The organism is Ensifer sp. Root558, from assembly GCF_001427045.1.
In the GTDB taxonomy this organism is placed as follows: Bacteria; Pseudomonadota; Alphaproteobacteria; order Rhizobiales; family Rhizobiaceae; genus Ensifer; species Ensifer adhaerens.
This window is the reverse complement of the sequence record NZ_LMGC01000033.1, coordinates 179666-199760: the sequence shown is the minus strand read 5'-3', so window position 1 is coordinate 199760 and position 20095 is coordinate 179666. Positions and strand designations below refer to the sequence as shown.

Below are 20095 nucleotides of genomic sequence, written 5' to 3'. Positions count from 1 at the left end.
CACCGTTCAGCGACCATTCATGTTGCACCCGCGATAATCCGTCATACCACGCCCGGTCTTATGCGAAATATGCAAGAAATCGGAGTTGGCACGACAGATAGCAGACTATGAATATTCTCGCCAAGCTCACAGACGAGCGAAACGGGAAAACGAGTGGCTGTCCTGCGTCCGGCTACGGCTTCCCATTGCCGCAAAAGACCGTCTCAGCGCGGCCCCGAGTGCTCTAACGGCGCGAGGCTTCAATGCTCGCCATGGAGAACCTCGAGGACGCGGGTGCATCCGCCGCAGAAGGTCTGCGGCGCGTCAAATCCGGTACCCGGAAGGGGTGAGACAGTGTCATTGTTCCAGGTGTATGCAAGAGCGCTCCAGTATCTTGCGGTTCACAAGTTTCGCGTCTCAGCGATCGTGCTTGCCAACGTCGTTCTGGCAGCGATCACAATTGCCGAACCGATCCTGTTCGGTCGTATCATCGACGCCATCTCGTCGAAGGGCGAAGTCACGCCGATGCTGCTCATGTGGGCAGGCCTCGGCGTCTTCAACACCGTCGCCTTCGTGCTCGTCGCCCGCGAGGCCGACCGGCTGGCCCATGGCCGCCGCGCCACGCTCCTGACGGAAGCCTTCGGCCGCATCGTTTCCATGCCGCTTGCCTGGCATAGCCAGCGCGGCACGTCCAACGCCCTGCACACGCTGCTTCGCGCCTGCGAAACCCTCTTCGGTCTCTGGCTCGAATTCATGCGCCAGCATCTGGCGACCGCCGTAGCCCTCGTTCTGCTCGTTCCGACCGCCTTTGCCATGGACGTGCGCCTGTCGCTCGTGCTCGTCGTACTCGGCGCGCTCTATGTGGTGATCAGCAAGGTGGTCATGAGCCGCACCAAGGAGGGCCAGGCTTCGGTCGAGAACCACTACCACACGGTTTTCTCGCACGTTTCCGACGCGATCAGCAACGTTTCGGTTGTGCACAGCTACAACCGCATCGAGGCTGAAACCCGCGAGCTGAAGAAGTTCACCGAGCGGCTGATCTCGGCCCAGTTCCCGGTACTCGACTGGTGGGCACTCGCAAGCGGGCTGAACCGCGTCGCCTCGACCATCTCGATGATGGCGATCCTCGTGATCGGTACCGTGCTGGTGCAGCGCGGCGAACTCGGCGTCGGCGAAGTCATCGCCTTCATCGGCTTTGCCAACCTGCTGATCGGCCGCCTCGACCAGATGAAAGCCTTCGTCACGCAGATCTTCGAAGCTCGTGCCAAGCTCGAGGACTTCTTCACCCTCGAAGACGCCGTGCGCGAACGCGACGAGCCGGCCGGCGCGACCGAGCTGCCGCCGGTTGTCGGCGAGGTCGAGTTCCGCAACGTCTCCTTCGACTTTGCCAACACGAACCAGGGCGTGCACAACGTCTCGTTCACCGCCAAGGCCGGCCAGACGATCGCCATCGTCGGCCCGACGGGTGCCGGCAAGACGACGCTCGTCAACCTCTTGCAACGCGTCCACGATCCGCGCGACGGCCAGATCCTGATCGACGGCAACGACATCTCGAAGGTAACGCGCAAGTCGCTGCGCCGTTCGATCGCCACCGTCTTCCAGGATGCGGGCCTGATGAACCGCTCGATCTCGGAAAACATCCGGCTTGGCCGTGACGACGCGACGATCGAGGAAGTCATGGCTGCCGCCGAAGCGGCTGCTGCCTGCGACTTCATCGAGGGCCGCACGACCGGTTACGATACGGTCGTCGGCGAGCGCGGCAACCGTCTGTCGGGTGGCGAGCGCCAGCGTGTGGCCATCGCTCGCGCCATCCTCAAGAACGCGCCGATCCTGGTGCTCGACGAGGCGACCAGCGCGCTCGACGTCGAGACCGAGAACCGCGTCAAGGATGCGATCGATGCGCTGCGCAAGAACCGCACGACCTTCATCATCGCCCACCGCCTGTCGACGGTGCGCGAGGCCGACCTGGTGGTCTTCATGGACCAGGGCCGGATCGTCGAGATGGGCGGTTTCAACGAGCTCAGCCAGAGCAACGGCCGCTTTGCAGCCCTGCTCCGCGCCAGCGGCATCCTGACGGACGACGACGTCCGCATGAGCCACACGGCAGCGTAACGCTCGCCCGACGTCAGGCAAATCGTACATCAAGCCACCCGCGGTTAGCCGCGGGTGGCTTTTCTTTTTGGACAAGCGCCGCATCAGGAAGTCTTGTCATTCGCCAAATTGTTGGTAGACGGGAATTCCGGCTTCAATTCCAAGGGAATCACCAATGCCGGATATCTCCACCATCGCTCTGTTTGCCGCCGCAAGCCTCGTGCTGACCGCAACGCCCGGCCCTGACATGCTGCTGATTGCGTCTCGCAGCCTCAGCCAGGGCCGTGCCGTCGGGTTTCTCACCTATGCCGGCATCGCGCTTGGCACCTACTGCCATGCGCTCGCGGCGGCGCTCGGCCTCTCGCAGCTCTTCCTCACCGTACCGGTTGCCTATGAGATCGTGCGCTGGGCGGGCTGCGCCTATCTGCTTTATCTCGCCTGGAAGACGGTACGTTCGCATCCCTCGGGCGCGTCCCCGACGTCGACGCTCAAGCGGCTCTCACGCCGGCGGGTCTTCGGCGAGGGACTGATGACGAACCTGCTCAATCCGAAGATGGCGCTGTTCGTGCTGGCCCTTTTTCCCCAGTTCGTGGACCCGAATGGCGGGTCGATGGTCCTGCAGATGCTTCTGCTTGCGACCATCCTGAACGGGATCGGCTTGCTCGTGAACGGCACTGTCATCCTTGTTGGCGGCCATCTGCGCGCAAGACTTTCCGGCTTCCGGCGTTTCCCGAAACTGCCGCAATACCTTCTCGCCGGCGTGTTCACGGGGCTTGCCTGCCGCCTGGCGCTGGGTTCCCGAACCTGATGCTGACGCACGGTCAAGGGCGGCGCTTGCTACGCCGCCCTTAGCGGTTTGGCAGACGCGATGCCGCGCAGCCATTCAAGATAATAGGCATAGGCAAAGTGCAGGCCGATGCCGGCGAGCACGAAGAGGCTGCCGAAGACCGGGTTCTTCCCTGTCACGAACAGCAGCACCTGGCCGGACATCGCCAGGATCGTGCCGAAGATGAAGATCGGTAGCGAATGCCGGCCGACCACCGCCAGCGGATGGTCGCGGTCGAGTTTGGCGAGGTTGCTGATCCGAGGCGTCACCGCGATGACGTAGCCGAGCGCCAGCACATGCAGCAATCGCGGCGTGGACAGGAAGGTCTTATCAAAGCCTGTCAGAACGGCCGGAAGACCGAAGGAGAGGTCGATGCTCCAGAACGAGAACAAGACCCAGACGGCGGAAACGGCAAGATAGGCACAGGACAGCATGACCAGCCAGGGCCAGCGCGGCAGCGATCCGCCGTTGCGCACATAGGTCATCATCACCACGCCGATGACGAACAGGAACTGCCAGGACCAGGGATTGAGAAACCAGTAGCCCTCGTCGAGGAAGTTCGACGGCACGAACTTGAAGATGCCCGCGGCGAACCACAGCGCGGCCGAGAGCAGAAGCAGCTGTTTCTTGCTGACGCCGTTCAGCCAGAGGATGCCCGGCAGCAGCAGGAACAGCGCCGCATACATCGACAGGATGTTGTTGTAGCCGAGCTGATGTCCCAAGAGCACCATGGCAACGATGCCCTGCTCCGTCTGCTCCACCATCGGGCGGATGTTGATCTCGCCGATCAGGTCCTGCCTTCCGAAGTAGATCGCGCCGCCGGCAAAGATCGCCAGCGTTACGATGCTCGTCATGATGTGGGCGACGTAAAGCGCCAGGGCCCGGCGCCAGATTTTGAGCGTCATGGCCAGCCGACCGCCGGAGACGAACTTGCCGCCATAGGCGATCCCGACCGAGAGGCCCGAGATTAAGACGAAAGCTTCAGCGGAATCGGAAAAGCCGAAGTTCTTGTGGGTCAGGTATTCGAGATATTGCCCGGGAACGTGATTGACGAAAATCGTCAGAAGACACAGCGCCCTGAACACATCAAGGCGTGTGTCACGCTCCTTCGGAACCAATCGGGCGGACATCGGGTCGACGCCACCCTGAAAAGTCTTTTGCAGCATGCGGTCCGTTTTCCAGGATTTGGCGCCCCTGCCCCATCCCTGTTGAAACGGGTACCGACGTCCCGCCTTTCGCGCGATGCCCGGCACCATGAAGGAGAGCGGGAGGCCATCTGCAGGCGGTTTCCCGCCCGGCACCCCGCTCACGAAATCTACAGCGCCGCGCGTCTTATCAGACGCGCAAAGGTCGCTGTAGGACTTTGAATTCCTGCACGACGCTCAGCCGTCGAGGTCGCGCCGCCGGCAAATCCGCAAAGAAAAACCGGCCTTGCCCTTGCGGGAACAAAGCCGGTTTCATCCTGTCTTCAATGCCGGCCGTTACAGCAAAATGCCTTCATGCGCGTTTTTTGTGACACTATTGTTGACGCTGACGATCGGCTCGCCACTTTTCTTGTCGCGTTCGACCGAAATCTTGTGCCGCGCGCCATTGAGCGTCACTTCGGCCGAGTAGCCGTTCCAGGCTGCCGGCAGCACCGGACGGATGACCAGCCTGTCGCCCTGCCGGCGAATACCGAGGATGCCCTCGACGCCGACACGGTAGAGCCAGCCGGCAGATCCCGTATACCAGGTCCAGCCGCCACGCCCCGCCAGATCGCCTTCGCCGTAGATATCGGCGGCAACGACATAGGGCTCGACGCGATAGTGTTCCGCCGCTTCGCGGTTTTCGGCATGCGAGATCGGATTCAGCATCTGGAAGACCCGCCAGGCCTCTTCCGCCCTGCCCTGTTCGGCAAAGGCCAAGGCGACCCAGGTGGCGGCGTGAGTATATTGCCCGCCATTCTCGCGCACGCCCGGCGGATAGGCCTTGATGTAGCCCGGATCCTGCGACGTCCGCTCGAGCGGCGGTGTGAACAGCCGCACGATGCGCTGGTCGGGGTCGACCAGTTCAGCCATGACTGCGTCCATCGCCTTCAGCGAACGCTGCTCGTCGCCTTCGCCCGAAAGCACGCTCCAGGACTGAGCGATCGAATCGATCCGGCACTCCAGAGCCTCACTCGTGCCAAGCGGCGTGCCATCGTCGTAATAGCCGCGACGGTAGTAGTCGCCATCCCAGCCGGCGGTCGCGAGCGCCTTCTTGAGCGCTTCGAGATGCGCCTCCCAGCGCGTGATGCGCGCCTCGTCCTTGCGCTCGCGCGCGAAGGGCAGGAAGCCACGCAGCGTGCCGGCGAGGAACCAGCCGAGCCAGGTGCTCGTGCCTTGCCCCTTCTCGCCCACCCGGTTCATGCCATCGTTCCAGTCGCCGGCAAGGAACAGTGGCAGGCCGTTCTCACCGGTCCGCTTGATCGCAAGATCGAGTGCACGGGCGCAATGCTCGTAGACGTCGCCGACCTCTTCGGAAATCTCCGGCTTGTAGAAGGCGTCGTGCTGCCCCGCTTCGAGCGCCGGGCCAGTGATGAAGGCAAGCTTCTCGGCAAGGAGATCGGACGTGCCGGTCACCGTGCAATAGCGGGTCACGGCATGGGCGAGCCAGACGACGTCGTCGGAGATCATCGTGCGCACGCCAGCGCCTGTTCCCGGCAGCCACCAATGCTGCACGTCGCCTTCGGTAAACTGGCGGGAGGCAGCGTTGAGGATCTGTGCCCGGGCGAGTTCCGGACGATGGATCAGGAACGCCAGCGTATCCTGCAACTGGTCGCGGAAACCGAAGGCACCGCTTGCCTGATAGAAGGCCGAGCGCGCCATGATGCGGCAACCGAGGCTCTGATAGGGCAGCCAGTTGTTGATCATGGCGTTGAAGGCCGGATCCGGCGTTTCCACCTTCACGATGTCGGTGAATTCGCGCCAGAACGTCTTGTTCGCCTCAAGCACCGTGTCGAACGCGGTCTCACGCAGTTCGCCGATGATGGCTCGAACCTGATCGTCCGTATCGGTATCGCCGAGGATGAACGTGACCTGCCGTTCGGCACCGGGCTCGATGGAAATGTCCGTTGCGACCACCGCGCAAGGATCGCCGTCGACATCGACGGAGCCCGAAAGATCGGCACCAGAAGTGACCGCCTGCGGCGCCAGAATGCCGCCGATCGCGCCCAGGAACTCCCGGCGGCTGGCTGTGTAGCCGGCCGCATCGCCGCCATCGACGGCGAAGAAGGCGGATCGGCCGGCAAAATCGATGCTGTAAGGGTTGGTCGCCACCAGCGCCTCGGCCGTCTCGTCCCATTTCGAAAGGACGAAGGGCGCCGAACGGGCACGGTTGTTGCCAAGTACCCACTCGTTGTAGCCATAGAGCCTCAACTGCCGCGCCGACGCCGCACGGTTGCGGACAGACACGCGGACGAGCTTGGCCGGCAGGTTGCGATGCACCGTCTGGACGACCTCGATCTCAAGGTCGTCCTGGGTGCTGCGGAAGATCGAATAGCCGAGCCCGTGCGCCGTCTCGAAGACGACGGAACGGCGGCGCGAGAGCGCCGCATAGGGCGTGGCGACCGTGCCGCTTGCCATGTCGCGGATGAAGATGGCTTCGCCCGGCCGGTTGACGACCGTATCATTGGTCCAGGGCGTCAGCTGGTAGTCGCGCGAGTTGCGGCTCCAGGAATAGGCCGCACCCTCGGCTGAGATGTGGAAGCCGAAAGCATCATGGGAGATGACATTGATCCAGGGCTGCGGCGTCGCTTCGCCGCCGCGCAGGCGCACGACGTATTCGCGACCGCCATCGGCGAAACCGCCGAAGCCGTTCCAGAAGGAAAGGCCATCGCCCTTGATTTCCGCCGGAGCGGCATCCGCGTCCTCCTGCGGCGCTGCCAGCAGCGGGCCTGAGAACTCGGCGCTCTTTTCGGAGCCTTTCACCGGTGCCGGCGAATAGAGCGAGTTGGCGCGGGCGATCTGGTCGGAGATCGTGCCGTTGCGGGCATGGAAGACCGCGCGCGAGGCCGACAGCAAGGTCGACCACGTCTCCGCCTCCATCAGGTCGCGGCGCACCGAGAAGATGTGCTGGCGCGGACCGTCCGAGAGACCGCGAAGCCTCAGGTTCTCGCACATGGAGTCGAGCGCGTGCTGCATGTCCTGGGCATAGGACGAGGCGCGCTCGTTGATGATCACGAGATCGGCGGTGATGCCGCGGGCGCGCAGGTATTCCTGGGCGCGCAGCGCCTCACGGGCGATGCCGAGATCGCCGTCGTCATTGATGCGCAGGCAGAAGATCGGGTAGTCGCCCGAAATCGCCAGCGGCCAGAGCTTCGACTGAGAATCGAGGCCGGCCTGAACCGTCGCCGAATCGGCGCGCAGATGCATGTCCGGATAGACGAGGTAGCGGCCGAGCATCTGGAAGCTTGCCGCTTCCTGCGAGGTCACGCCGACATGGCGCATCTGCACCTGGCTGCGGGTCCAGGCGTGGATGAGCTCCTGGTTGAAGGTCTCCGGATGGCGGTAGCGATCGATCGCGCGATCGACCTCCTCGCGGCTCGGGGCGGCGATCGTCCAGAAGACGACGCTGACCTTCTTGCCGGCGGGTACGCGCACAACCCGGCGCAGCGACATGATCGGATCGAGCGTGAAGCCGTCCGTGCCGGAAAGCACCGCATCCGTATCGAAGGCAGCGGCTTCGGCAAGCGTGCGGCCCGGGCCGATGAAGCGGCGACGGTCGGTCTCGGCTTCCGTATGGCGGTCGCTACCGGCATTGTCGGTGACGAGATGCGCCACTTCCATGTCCGGATCGCCGGAGCTGCGCTTGTTGCGGCTGACGCGAATGACATCGCCGCGGCGGCTGATTTCCGTGCGCAGGAACATCTTCGAAAACGCCGGGTGTGCGCTGTCGGCCTCGTCAGTCGAAAGCACAGGCTCGGCATAGGAGGTCACTTCGATGAAGCGGTCCTGGGTGCCGGTGTTGAGCAGCATGACCCGGCGCCCTTCGGCATCGTGTTCGGTGGCGACGATGCATTCCACCTCGCTGGTGAGATCACCGACGGTCTTGACGAATTCCGCCTTGTCGTCGCCGAAGCGCGTCAGCATCTTCTCACCGGCCGCGCGTCGCGGCTCCGACGTCGCCGACCACCAGTCGCCGGTCGTCGTATCGCGCAGGAAGATGAAGGTACCGGTACGGTCCTCGACCGGATCCGGCTTCCAGCGGGTAACCGACTGGCCGTTCCAGCGGGCGTAACCGGCGCCGTTGGCCGTCAGCATCACCGAGTAATGGCCGTTGGAGAGGAACACGGTCTCGCGGTCCTGCGAAAGCGGGTTCTCGATGATGCGGACCTCAGGGCGCAGGAGATCGTCCTGGCCCTTGCCGACCGATTCCGGCTCGCGCTTAGCATTCATGATCGGAATGTCGCGCGGCGCCTTTTCCTGCAGCAGCAGTTCGGCGGCTTCGATCACCGGATCGGCGTGGAACCACTCGCGCAGGCGGCCGTTGAAGACGACGTTGGCGACAGCCGCGATCGACATGCCATGGTGGTGGGCATAGTAGTTGCGAACCACCGCGCACTTCTGGCCCTCAGGCACGCGCGTCGGCGTGAAGTCGACGGCGTCGTGGTAGCCGTATGCGCCGAGCGCGCCGACCTCGCGGAGACGCCCGAGGTTGGCGAGCGCCGACTTCGGATCGTACATGCAGGCGAGGATCGAGGCGTAGGGCGCGATGACCGCGTTCTGGCCGAGACCACGCTTGAGACCGAGCGTCGGCACACCGAAGTTGGTGTATTGGTAGGTGAGCTCGTGGTCACGCGCGTTGAAGGCGGCTTCCGAGATGCCCCACGGCGTGCCGAGGCGACGGCCGTGGTTGATCTGTTCCTTCACGACCAGATTGTTGGTCTGGTTGAGGATACCACCCTGACGCTCCTGCATGACCAAAGGCGGCATCAGGTATTCGAACATCGAGCCGGACCAGGAGATCAGCGCACCGCGTGCGCCGATCGGCACGATCGGCCGGCCGAGCTTGTACCAGTGCTCCGTCGGAAGATCGCCCTTGGCGATGGCAAACAGGCTGGTGAGACGGGCTTCCGACGCAAGAAGGTCGTAGCAGGCCTCGTCGAGCTCGTTGGCGTTGACGCGGAAGCCGATCGACAGCAGGCGCCGCTCCGGACGGAACAGGAAACCGAAATCCATCGAGAAGGCGATGTCGCGTGCCCGGTCCTTCATCACCAGCAGGCGCTGGCGCAGCGATTCGATTGCGCCGAGATCGAAGACGCCATCGGCGATATGGGCTTCGCAGGTGGTGACGAGCGAGTTGGCCCACTTCGTCACTTCGCTGCTTTGCGGCGTGCGCACCTCATGGTCGAGATTGACGGTGAGCTTGTGCATGTCGCGCGCCAGAACGGCCAGGTTGATCACGCGGATCGAAGCGAACTCGTGTTCGCGCATGATCGCGGCGAGCGCGTTCTGGAAGCCGACGATGCGTTCTTCGATCAGGCGACGCAACGGACGCACCGTCTTGCGGTCGTCGGGCAGGTCGCGCAGCACCTCCTGAAGGATCGCAGCGACGTCGCCGATACCGGTGAGACTGCCCTGGACATGCGCCGACGGCGCTTCGGCCCAGTCGCGACACATTGACGACACGGCGATCAGATGACCGGCCAGATTGCCGCTGTCGACCGACGAAATGTAGCGCGGCTCCATGGTTTCGAGCGTATTCGTCCGGTACCAGTTGAACAGGTGGCCGCGATATTTCGGCATCCGGTCGATGGTGGCGATCGTCTGTTCCAGCCGGTTGATCGTCTCCTCGAAGCCGATCCAGCCGAAATCGCGCGCCGACATGACGGAGAGCAGGTAGACGCCGATATTCGTCGGCGACGTCCGCTCGGCGAGAACCGGCTGCGGCGTTTCCTGGAAGTTGTCCGGCGGCAGGAAGTGCTGCTCGGCGGTGACGAAGGTCTCGAAGTATCGCCAGGTGCGGCGCGCGATCAGGCGCATCTCGTCGATCGCCTCATCGGAAACGACGAGCTGGTCTTCGGTTTCGGCCGACTGGCTGACGAACCAGGCAACGGCTGGAGACAGGGCCCACAGCAGCGCAAAGGGAATGCCGATGAAGGGCAGGCCGGTGTCGGAAATCGCCGCAAGGGCCAGCGAGATCGCCGACAGCGCCGGCGCAACCCACATGGCGCGGTAATAGTCGCCAATGGTGCCGTGGCCGGCGCTCTGCACCTGCGCGGCCGTGCGCCATTCCAGCATCAGTTTGCCGCTGACGAACGTGCGGTAGAGCGAACGCACGATGGCGTCGCCCATCATCGCCGCATTGTGGGCGATGAAGACGATGCGCAGCGCGACCTGCGCGTTGGCGGCACGGACTTCGTTCAACACCGCATGCAGGTGCGCTCGGGCAACGATGTCGTTGCGGCGCGGCAGGAGGCCGTTGATCAGCGACAGCGTCGGCGCCACGAACAGGCTGAAGATCAGCACGATCTGCCAGATCAGCGCTTCGGTCGGCTCCATGTAGTACCAGCCCATGACCGAGGCGACGAGCCAGGCAAGCGGGATCAGCGAGCGGCGCAGGTTGTCGTACATCTTCCAACGTCCGAGCATCGACAGCCCGTTCGACAGATTGAAGATATAGGGCAGCAGCTGCCAGTCGCCGCGCGCCCAGCGATGCTGGCGCGACATTTCCACCTCGTAGCGGGTCGGGAAGTCCTCGACGAGTTCGACGTCAGTCACCAGCGCGCAGCGCACGTAGGACCCTTCGAGCAGGTCGTGGCTGAGAACGGCGTTTTCCTGGATGCGCCCCTTCAGCGCCGCCTCGAAGGCGTCGACATGATAGAGGCCCTTGCCGGTGAAGCTGCCTTCGCCGGCAATGTCCTGGTAGACGTCCGAAACGGTGAAGACGTAAGGGTCGATGCCGCGGTTGGAGGAGAAGATGCGCTGGAAGGCGGAGGCTTCGCTGCCCGTCGTCAGCGACGGCGTGACGCGCGGCTGCAGCAGGCTGTAGCCGGCGATCACGTTCTGCGTCTTCGGATCGACAACCGGACGGTTGATCGGATGGTACATCTTGCCGACGAGCTTCGTCACCGCATCGCGCATCAGGCGCGTGTCGGAATCGAGCGTCATCACGTACTGAACGTTGTCCGGCACCGTGTTGGCGCCCTGCAGGAACGAGGTGTCGCGGTCACCGCGCAAGAGCATGTTCAGCTCGTGCAGCTTGCCGCGCTTGCGCTCCCAGCCCATCCACACGCCTTCCTGCTCGTTATACAGGCGGCGGCGATGCAGCAGGTAGAATCGGGTCTTGCCGTCATAGGCATAACGCGCCGAGAGCTGAGCGATCTCGCGCTTGGCATAATCGAGCACATCGGCGTCGGTGCTCGATTCCTCGTCCTTGCTGTCAGCCCAGTCGCTGACCAGTGCAAAGTAGATCTCACCGCGCGGGTTGGCGAGATAGTGAACCTCGAGATTGCGCACCAGTTCGTCGACGTGATCGCGCTTGGAAATCAGGCACGGCACCGCAACGAGCGTTCGGGCGTCCTCGGGGATCCCGTCGAGGAACTCGTAGCCGACCAGTCGCGACGGTTTGACGAACAGCGTCACCAGCGTGTTGAACAGGCCCATCGCGCCTTCCGAGGCCGGCAGCGCGAAAAGCAGCAGCATGATCAGCTTCGCGCCACTCGGGATCGCCATCGGGCTGACGAAGGAGTAGACGGCAATCATCGCCAGGATGGTCAGAAGGATGTTCGGCCCGGCGATCGCAAACCAATCGAGCCTGCGGCTGAGGCGAATGATGGTCTGCAGCACCGACGGCCGGTAGCTGATCTTCTTTTCCAGAAGCTTGCGTTGCTTGCCGACGAGGAAGGATCCGACATTCGGCTGCTGCAGCGGCGCTTCCGTCTCGGCCACGACTTCCGCCTCGCGCACCATCTGGATGGCGATTTGCGTCACTTCGAATTCGCTGTGCCCCGAACGGCGCGCCAGCTTTTCGATCGTGTCGCGGTACTTGTTGCGCGACCCGAAATCGAGCGCCGCATAATCGGAGCCTTCACGCAGCGCCGCATCGATCTTGCTGACGCTTTCGAACCAGACGGCCCAGTCGGTGTCGTCGATCTCGCGCAGGCTGCGGATGATGTTGCTCATCGTCGCATTGCCGGACGACAGACGGTTCTGCTCGGCGACCAGCGCGCTTTCGACATCGCTGCCGCGCTTCTCGAGCTGATCCTCGATCCAGCCGATCACGGCGCCCGAGGTCTGCGACCCGTCACGCATGCGGTAGAGCAGTTGCGCGACGAAGGTGTTGTCGGCCGCCAGCGCTTCCGATTCCGCAAGCAGCGTGCGCGACTTTTCCGGATCGCTGAGGCGAATGATCTGGTCGGCGACGTCGTTTGCCTTGCGCCGCATGCCGCGCGAGCGTTCGACGCGGATGGCAATCCGACGCAGGTTCTCGATCAGCACGAAGCGCAGGATCGACGGCAAGGCCCAAAGTTCGCCGATCTTGAAGGTCTCGTGCTTCTGGAAGCCCTCGACCATCGCCGTGATGCTTTCGCGGGTCACCGTGCTGTGGGTGTGGGCAGCGTAGAGCCAGGCGAGCGCCATGGTGCGCGGGATCACCGTGCCCGAAACCGAAATCGTCGGGAGCTGGCGATAGAACCGGCGCGGGAAATCGCGCCGCACTTCCTGGATCGCCTCTTCGACGACGTGATGGTTGTCGAGCAGCCATTCGGCGGCCGGCGTGATCGTTGCCCCGGCCTCGACGTCCGCGGCCGTCGCCCGGTAGACGCGCAGGATCTCGTTCTCGTTCTCGCGATGCCGCGGACGGAACTCGAACGGGAAGAAGCCCGGCAGCGAGGAGACACCCTTGGCCGCGAGATCCTCGCCGCATTGCCGGAGGTCCTCCATCGAAAAGAAGGTGGAGCGGATCGAATCGTTGTAATCGATCTGCTTCGCTTCCGGTTCGCGCGGTGAGGTGGGCGGCGTAGTTTGGAGCTGCATGGGTACGGGTTCTGAATCCAACCGGGGTTGATCGGCCCGGCCCTCGTCGGGGTGCCGGGTTGGCTGCGGTCCTGAGAAATCAGGCTGAGCCGGCGCGTTGCTAGACACGGTCATGTGTCCTCCCATCCACCGTCATTTCCCGGGAAACCGGGATCTGGCGGTAACAGGCACCGCCCTCGACTGGGCATCGGAGATCGCAAAGCCGGCGGCGCATTGGTTTTCAAGGCCGCGGTGATGCATGAAAATGGCATTTTTTAGCCGTGGTGCCAACAGCTTGCAAGGATTGCTCATACAAGATCGGACGTTTTGCGCACAGCCGAATCAAGCCGGAACCGGCCGCTGTGCGCGCCCCCAGTGGCACTTCGATACAACTCTTTCAAATGCCCTCTTTCAAGCTTCATCGCGGGTGGCAGACGAGGCGAAACGTGATGGGGCGAGGAAGGTTCCCACGAATTTTCGACAAAAGCACCACAGGTCAGCCCACCTGCTCGGTGATCCACTCGCGAAACGCCAGGCTGATCGGGTTTTCTAGCTTGCCCTCGGGCACGGCGAGGTAATAGCTGTTTTCCGTCTGCATCGGCCGGTCGAGCACGATCTGCAGCGTGCCGGCGGCAATTTCCTGCTCGATCAGGTAGCGTGGCAAAAGAGCAAAGCCGAGCCCGGCGGTCGCCGCCTCGATCACCATGGAAAACTGATCGAAACGGTTGCCGCGATAAGCGCCGCGCCCGTCCATGTCGTTGGCCTCGAACCATTGCGCCCAGAGTTTTGGCCTTGTGGCGAGATGGAGCATCGGCCCCGTGACGATATCTTCAGGGGAGGCAACCGGATGGGTTGCCAGCATGGCGGGACTTGCGGCGGGCACGATGATCTCACTGCAGAGATAACTGCAGGTCGCGCGCGCCCAGACCGGCTGCCCGTAATGGATAGCCAGATCGAAATTCTGCTCCTCGAAATCGAACGGCGCAGAGCGCGAGGCGATGTTGATCACCGTGTCCGGATGGCGCTTGAGGAAATCGGGAAGACGCGGTACCAGCCAGCGGCTGCCGAAAGTCGGCAATGACGCGATCGAGAGCGTTGAATCCGCCCTGGCAGACGCCATCGCCCGCACCATCAGTTCCTCGGTCTGGTTGAGCAGGCGACGCACCTCCGGCAGAAACTTCTGCCCGGCATCCGACAGGATCACCCGCTGACGCACGCGCTCGAACAAGAGCACCCCGAGCTGGTTTTCGAGATCCTTGATCTGGCGACTGACGGCGCTCTGCGTGAGGTTCAACTCGGCTGCGGCCTGCGTGAAGCTGCCGTGTCGCGCCGCGCATTCGAACGCCTGCAGCGTCGTCACGTCGGGAACCAGTCTTCGGCTCAACTTCATTCCGCCCTCGCATCAACATAGTCAGAAGCAACGCGATCAATGGCCAGTTCGATCGGATATGATCCGAAATGAGAATGACCTTGTCCTTCACCCATAGCGCGAGGCGAGCCCCAGTGAAAGAGAATAGTTTCGTATCCGCCGACGACATCCGCTCGGCCTTTTCCGCAGCCATGTCGGTCATGTACCGCGAAGAGGTGCCGGCCTACGGCACGCTGATGGAGCTGGTCGCCAAGGTCAACGACGATACGCTCGCCGCCGACCCCAAGCTGAAGGAGCGCCTCGACGCGACGGACTCGCTCGACCGCATCTCCGAGGAGCGCCACGGCGCGATTCGGCTCGGCACCCCCGCCGAACTCGCTATGATGCGCCGCGTCTTCGCCGTCATGGGCATGTACCCGGTCGGCTACTACGATCTCTCGACCGCTGGCGTTCCCGTGCATTCGACCGCCTTCCGCCCGGTCGGCGACGCCGCGTTGAAGCGTAATCCGTTCCGCGTCTTCACCTCGCTGCTCCGTCTCGACCTCATCGCCGATGAAACGCTGCGTGCCGAAGCCGAAGTTATTCTGGCCGCGCGCCAGATCTTCACCGCCGGCGCCGTCGAACTCACGGAAAAGGCCGAGCGCGACGGCGGTCTCGACAAGGTGGATGCAGAGCGCTTCGTCTCGGAAGTGCTCGAAACATTTCGTTGGCACGACAAGGCCAATGTCAGCCCCGACATGTACAAGCGCCTGCATGACGCCCATCGCCTGATCGCCGACGTCGTCTCCTTCAAGGGCCCACACATCAACCACCTGACGCCGCGCACGCTCGACATCGACAAGGTGCAGGCGCTGATGCCGGAATACGCGATTGCCCCGAAGGCCGTCGTCGAGGGCCCGCCGACCCGCAAGTGCCCGATCCTGTTGCGCCAGACCTCGTTCAAGGCGCTCGAAGAGCCGGTTTCCTTCAAGGATGCCGACGGCACCTGGAAGGAAGGCTCGCACACCGCCCGCTTCGGCGAGATCGAACAGCGCGGCATCGCGCTGACACCCAAGGGCCGCGCGCTTTACGACGAACTGCTCGACGCCTCGCGCAAGATCGTCCGCCCGGCGGCCGACGGTTCCAACGCGCGCGAATACGAAGCGGCACTTGCCGGGGCTTTCGAGCCTTTCCCGGACACCTGGGCAGGCATCCGCGAAGCCGGGCTCGGCTACTTCAGCTATTCGCTGACGGAAAAAGGCCGCAAGGCCGGCGTCTCCAGCAAGCACGACATCGAAGCGTTGATCGCCGCTGGCCTCGTCCAGTTCGACGCGATCGTCTATGAAGACTTCCTGCCGGTCAGCGCCGCTGGCATCTTCCAGTCGAACCTCGGCGACGGGGCGCAGCAGGATTTCGTCGCCAGCCCGAACCAGAAGCGCTTCGAGGCCGATCTCGGTGCGACCGTGCTCAACGAGTTCGATCACTATGCCGGTATCGAGCAGGCTTCGATCGAAAGCTGCATTCAGGCCTTGACCGGCGCCATCGCTGCGGAATGATGCTTCCCTGATGATCGACCAACTGCACATCGACGCGCTCACCGACATCCTTGGAGACAAGGGTGTCGTCACGCGTCCGGAAGACCTGGAAGCCTACGAGACCGGCGCGCGCTATGATCGCGGCCGGACGCCGCTCGTGCTGCGGCCGGCGACGACCGAAGAGGTTTCCGCCGCTGTCGCCTATTGCGTCACCAACGGCATCGCGCTGATCCCGCAGTCCGGCAACACCGGCCTCGTCTCCGGCTCGACGCCGGATCAGTCGGGCGACGAAGCCATCCTCAGCCTCGACCGGCTGGCAAAACGCTTCGAACTCGACCTCGACAACCGCTCGGTTCGGCTCGACGCCGGCTTCCGGCTGTCCGATCTCAACCGGCGGCTGGAAGAGCACGGCCTGTTCTTCCCGATCGATCTCGGCGCCGACCCGCGCATCGGCGGCATGATCGCCACCAATACCGGCGGCTCACGCTTCCTAAAATACGGCGACGTGCGCCGAAACACGCTCGGCCTCAAGGTGGTGCTGGCCGACGCGGACGGCACCGTGCTCGACCTGCAATGCGACTTGCGCAAGAACAACACCGGCGTTGACTGGAAGCAGATCTTCGTCGGCACCTCGGGCGCCTTCGGCATCGTCACCGAATGCGTGCTCAACCTCGAGCGCCTGCCGCAGCAGACGGCAACGGCACTGCTGGTTCCGGCGAGCGGCGCCCATGTGATGCCGCTGCTGCGCGCCATGGAAGAACGCCTCGGCGCCTACCTTTCGGCCTTCGAGGGCATGTCGAGCAATGCCGTCAAGGCAGCCTTTGCCCACGTGCCGTCGCTGAAAAACCCGTTCCAGGCTGGCCAAGTCCCCGACTACGTCATTCTCGCCGAGATCAGCCGCACCTGGGCACCGCGCGAAGGCGAACAGTCGCTCGACGCCGTGCTGGAAACGGCGCTGGCCGAAATCTGGGAGATGGAGGAGGCACCGCTCGCCGACGCCTTCGTCGGTCCGCCGCACGAAATCTGGGCGCTACGCCACGCGCTGTCTGAGGGCGTCAAGCACCTGGGCAAGCTGATCGCCTTCGATGTCTCCTTCCGCCGGGGTGACATCATGGCCTTCTGCGACCATATGAAGGCCGAAATGCCCTCGAAATTCCCCGACGTGACCGTCTGCGATTTCGGCCATATCGGCGACGGCGGCGTGCACTTCAACCTCGTCGTGCCGAAGAACAGCGATCTTCTCAAGGACGAGACTTTCGAACCCCGGCTACGCGAATGGGTTTTCGCCGTCGCCGTCGAGGAATATCACGGCAGCTTCAGCGCGGAACATGCGATCGGCCGCCGCAATCAGGCCTATTACGACTTTTATACACCAGACAAACTCAAGGACATGGCCGCGGGCCTGAAGACGCTGACCTCGCCGGGAAAGCTCGGCAGTGTGCGTTTCGGATAGGCCAGAGCGGAATGAGGAAAGTGTGTGCGGTCTTCCGCCGACATTTCGCTCCAACGAATGATCTAAACCAATAAAACGGGAGTCAGACCATGAACATCGCAACCAAGAAAGTCGACGTGACCAAGGAAGCCGCGGCGCTTCTCGAAAAGATGGGCGTCGCCAAGGAACTCTACACCGGCGGCGACATGCCGTCCTATAGCCCGGTCACCGGCGAGAAGATCGCGGCCCTCAAGACGGTTTCGGCCGCTGAAGCCGCCGCCAAGATCGACCAGGCGCATGAAGCCTTCAAGGCCTGGCGCCTGGTTCCCGCCCCGAAGCGCGGCGAACTGATCCGCCTGCTCGGCGAAGAACTGCGCGCCTTCAAGGCAGACCTCGGCCGCCTGGTTTCGATCGAAGCCGGCAAGATCACCTCCGAAGGCCTCGGCGAAGTGCAGGAAATGATCGACATCTGCGATTTCGCAGTCGGCCTTTCCCGCCAGCTCTATGGCCTGACGATCGCCACCGAGCGTCCCGGCCACCGCATGATGGAAACCTGGCACCCGCTTGGTGTCGTCGGCGTCATCTCCGCCTTCAACTTCCCGGTCGCCGTCTGGTCGTGGAACACCGCACTGGCGCTCGTCTGCGGCAACTCCGTCGTCTGGAAGCCGTCGGAAAAGACCCCGCTCACGGCGCTTGCCTCGCAGGCGATCTTCGAGCGCGCGCTCGCCCGCTTTGGCGATGCGCCGGAAGGCCTGTCGCAGGTCCTGATCGGTGACCGCACCGTCGGTGAAGTTCTCGTCGACAACCCCAAGGTTCCGCTCGTATCGGCCACCGGCTCGACCCGCATGGGCCGCGACGTCGGTCCGCGCCTCGCCAAGCGCTTTGCCCGCGCCATCCTCGAGCTCGGCGGCAACAATGCCGGCATCGTCTGCCCGTCGGCCGATCTCGACATGGCGCTGCGCGCCATCGCCTTCGGCGCCATGGGCACCGCCGGCCAGCGTTGCACCACCATGCGCCGCCTGTTCGTGCATGAAAGCGTCTACGACCAGCTCGTTCCGCGCCTGAAGAAGGCCTACGGTTCGGTCTCTGTCGGTAACCCGCTCGAAACCACCGCCCTCGTCGGCCCGCTCGTCGACAAGGCTGCCTTCGACGGCATGCAGAAGGCAATCGCCGAAGCCAAGTCGCATGGCGGCACCGTCACTGGCGGCGAGCGCGTCGAGCTCGGTTATGACAACGGCTACTACGCCAAGCCCGCTCTCGTCGAAATGCCCAAGCAGGCCGGACCGGTTCTCGAAGAAACCTTCGCGCCGATCCTCTACGTCATGAAGTACAGCGACTTCGACGCCGTCGTTGCCGACCACAATGCGGTCGCAGCCGGCCTGTCGTCCTCGATCTTCACCCGCGACATGCAGGAATCCGAGCGCTTCCTCGCCGTCGATGGCTCGGATTGCGGTATCGCCAACGTCAACATCGGCACCTCGGGCGCCGAAATCGGTGGCGCCTTCGGCGGTGAGAAGGAAACCGGCGGCGGCCGCGAATCCGGTTCGGACTCGTGGAAGGCCTACATGCGCCGCGCCACCAACACGGTGAACTATTCGAAGGCCCTGCCGCTGGCGCAGGGCGTGTCGTTCGACATCGAATAATCGGCGCACCCAGGTAGGTAGAGACCATGACCATCAACGCAACGGTCAAGGAGGCGGGCTTTGAGCCCGCCTCGCGGATCTCCTCGATCGGGGTGTCCGAAATCCTGAAGATCGGCGCTCGCGCGCAAGCGATGAAGCGCGAAGGCAAGCCGGTCATCATCCTCGGTGCGGGCGAACCGGATTTCGACACGCCCGACTTCGTCAAGGACGCCGCCTGCGAGGCGATCAAGCGCGGTGACACCAAGTACACCGCCCTCGACGGCACGCCGGAACTGAAGAAGGCGATCCGCGAAAAGTTCCAGCGTGAAAACGGCCTTGCCTACGAGCAGGACGAGATCACGGTTTCGACCGGCGCCAAGCAGATCCTGTTCAACGCCATGATGGCGTCGATCAATCCGGGCGACGAGGTGGTCATCCCGACGCCCTACTGGACCTCCTATTCGGATATCGTCCAGATCTGCGAAGGCAAGCCGGTTCTGATCCCCTGCGACGCCTCCTCCGGCTTCCGGCTGACCGCCGACAAGCTCGAGGCCGCAATCACGCCGAAGACGCGCTGGGTGCTTTTGAACTCGCCTTCGAACCCGTCGGGTGCCGCCTACAGCGCGAGCGACTACCGGCCGCTGCTCGACGTGCTCCTCAAGCATCCGCATGTGTGGCTGCTGGTCGACGACATGTACGAGCACATCGTCTATGACGGCTTCCGCTTCGTCACCCCGGCCCAGCTCGAGCCCCGCCTCAAGGACCGCACGCTCACGGTCAACGGCGTCTCCAAGGCCTATGCCATGACCGGCTGGCGCATCGGCTATGCCGGCGGTCCGCGCGACCTGATCAAGGCGATGGCTGTTGTCCAGAGCCAGGCGACCTCCTGCCCCTCCTCCGTCAGCCAGGCCGCTTCGGTTGCCGCGCTGACTGGTCCGCAGGAGTTCCTGAAGGAACGGACCGCCAGCTTCCAGCGCCGCCGCGATCTCGTCGTTACCGGCCTCAATGCCATCGACGGCCTCGATTGCCGCGTCCCGGAAGGTGCCTTCTACACCTTCTCCGGCTGCGCCGGCATGCTCGGCAAGGTCACGCCCTCGGGCAAGGCAATCGCAACGGATACGGACTTCTGCGCCTACCTCCTCGACGACGCCCACGTCGCCGTTGTTCCGGGCTCGGCCTTCGGTCTCTCGCCGTTCTTCCGCATTTCCTATGCGACCTCGGAAGCGGAACTGAAGGAAGCGCTCAAACGCATCGCCGACGCCTGCGCTCGGCTTTCTTGACGAACTCC

General features: G+C 63.6%; 9 protein-coding genes. 6 read left to right on the top strand and 3 right to left on the bottom strand.

The genetic code is table 11. The features are described from left to right. Nucleotides 1-333: 333 nt before the first annotated feature. Nucleotides 334-2091 carry a glucan ABC transporter ATP-binding protein/ permease gene (locus tag ASD63_RS24875; RefSeq protein ID WP_034802972.1) on the top strand — a complete coding sequence of 586 codons (1758 nt, stop codon included), beginning with the start codon at nucleotides 334-336 and terminating at the stop codon, nucleotides 2089-2091. Nucleotides 2092-2245: 154 nt separating this feature from the next. Beyond that, nucleotides 2246-2878, top strand: coding sequence for a LysE family translocator (locus tag ASD63_RS24870; RefSeq protein WP_034802973.1), 633 nt, complete (start codon nucleotides 2246-2248; stop codon nucleotides 2876-2878). Between the two features lie 29 nt (nucleotides 2879-2907). Here the strand turns inward: ASD63_RS24870 and opgC are convergent, their stop codons facing one another. The 3 genes from opgC to ASD63_RS24855 all read right to left on the bottom strand — a co-directional run bounded on the left by opgC (nucleotide 2908) and on the right by ASD63_RS24855 (nucleotide 14260). Beyond that, nucleotides 2908-4062, bottom strand: a complete 1155-nt coding sequence (gene opgC, locus ASD63_RS24865) for an OpgC domain-containing protein (RefSeq protein ID WP_060529993.1) — start codon at nucleotides 4060-4062, stop codon at nucleotides 2908-2910. A 315-nt stretch (nucleotides 4063-4377) separates the two neighbouring features. Then, nucleotides 4378-13005, bottom strand: coding sequence for a cyclic beta-(1,2)-glucan synthase (gene ndvB / locus ASD63_RS24860; RefSeq protein ID WP_034802977.1), 8628 nt, complete (start codon nucleotides 13003-13005; stop codon nucleotides 4378-4380). A 361-nt stretch (nucleotides 13006-13366) separates the two neighbouring features. Next, nucleotides 13367-14260 (bottom strand): LysR family transcriptional regulator, encoded by an 894-nt coding sequence (locus ASD63_RS24855; protein ID WP_034802979.1) that lies wholly within the window; start codon nucleotides 14258-14260, stop codon nucleotides 13367-13369. 113 nt (nucleotides 14261-14373) lie between these two features. On the opposite strand from ASD63_RS24855, the gene ASD63_RS24850 reads away from it, so the two are divergent. The 4 genes from ASD63_RS24850 to ASD63_RS24835 all read left to right on the top strand — a co-directional run bounded on the left by ASD63_RS24850 (nucleotide 14374) and on the right by ASD63_RS24835 (nucleotide 20087). Continuing rightward, a complete protein-coding gene (locus ASD63_RS24850; protein WP_034802982.1) occupies nucleotides 14374-15774 on the top strand; it encodes a VOC family protein in 1401 nt (466 codons plus the stop codon). A 10-nt stretch (nucleotides 15775-15784) separates the two neighbouring features. Beyond that, nucleotides 15785-17206 carry an FAD-binding oxidoreductase gene (locus tag ASD63_RS24845; protein ID WP_034802984.1) on the top strand — a complete coding sequence of 474 codons (1422 nt, stop codon included), beginning with the start codon at nucleotides 15785-15787 and terminating at the stop codon, nucleotides 17204-17206. An 89-nt stretch (nucleotides 17207-17295) separates the two neighbouring features. Then, nucleotides 17296-18828 carry an aldehyde dehydrogenase family protein gene (locus ASD63_RS24840; RefSeq protein ID WP_034802987.1) on the top strand — a complete coding sequence of 511 codons (1533 nt, stop codon included), beginning with the start codon at nucleotides 17296-17298 and terminating at the stop codon, nucleotides 18826-18828. A gap of 26 nt (nucleotides 18829-18854) precedes the next feature. Next, on the top strand, nucleotides 18855-20087 hold the full coding sequence (locus tag ASD63_RS24835; protein WP_034802990.1) for a pyridoxal phosphate-dependent aminotransferase: 1233 nt from the start codon (nucleotides 18855-18857) through the stop codon (nucleotides 20085-20087). Nucleotides 20088-20095: the final 8 nt, after the last annotated feature.

Coding starts and splice junctions, on each gene's coding strand:
- ndvB (WP_034802977.1), bottom strand. CDS start 13,005: ATGACCGTGTCTAGCAACGCGCCGGCTCAGCCTGATTTCTCAGGACCG.
- ASD63_RS24845 (WP_034802984.1), top strand. CDS start 15,785: ATGATCGACCAACTGCACATCGACGCGCTCACCGACATCCTTGGAGAC.
- ASD63_RS24855 (WP_034802979.1), bottom strand. CDS start 14,260: ATGAAGTTGAGCCGAAGACTGGTTCCCGACGTGACGACGCTGCAGGCG.
- ASD63_RS24840 (WP_034802987.1), top strand. CDS start 17,296: ATGAACATCGCAACCAAGAAAGTCGACGTGACCAAGGAAGCCGCGGCG.
- ASD63_RS24870 (WP_034802973.1), top strand. CDS start 2,246: ATGCCGGATATCTCCACCATCGCTCTGTTTGCCGCCGCAAGCCTCGTG.
- ASD63_RS24835 (WP_034802990.1), top strand. CDS start 18,855: ATGACCATCAACGCAACGGTCAAGGAGGCGGGCTTTGAGCCCGCCTCG.
- opgC (WP_060529993.1), bottom strand. CDS start 4,062: ATGCTGCAAAAGACTTTTCAGGGTGGCGTCGACCCGATGTCCGCCCGA.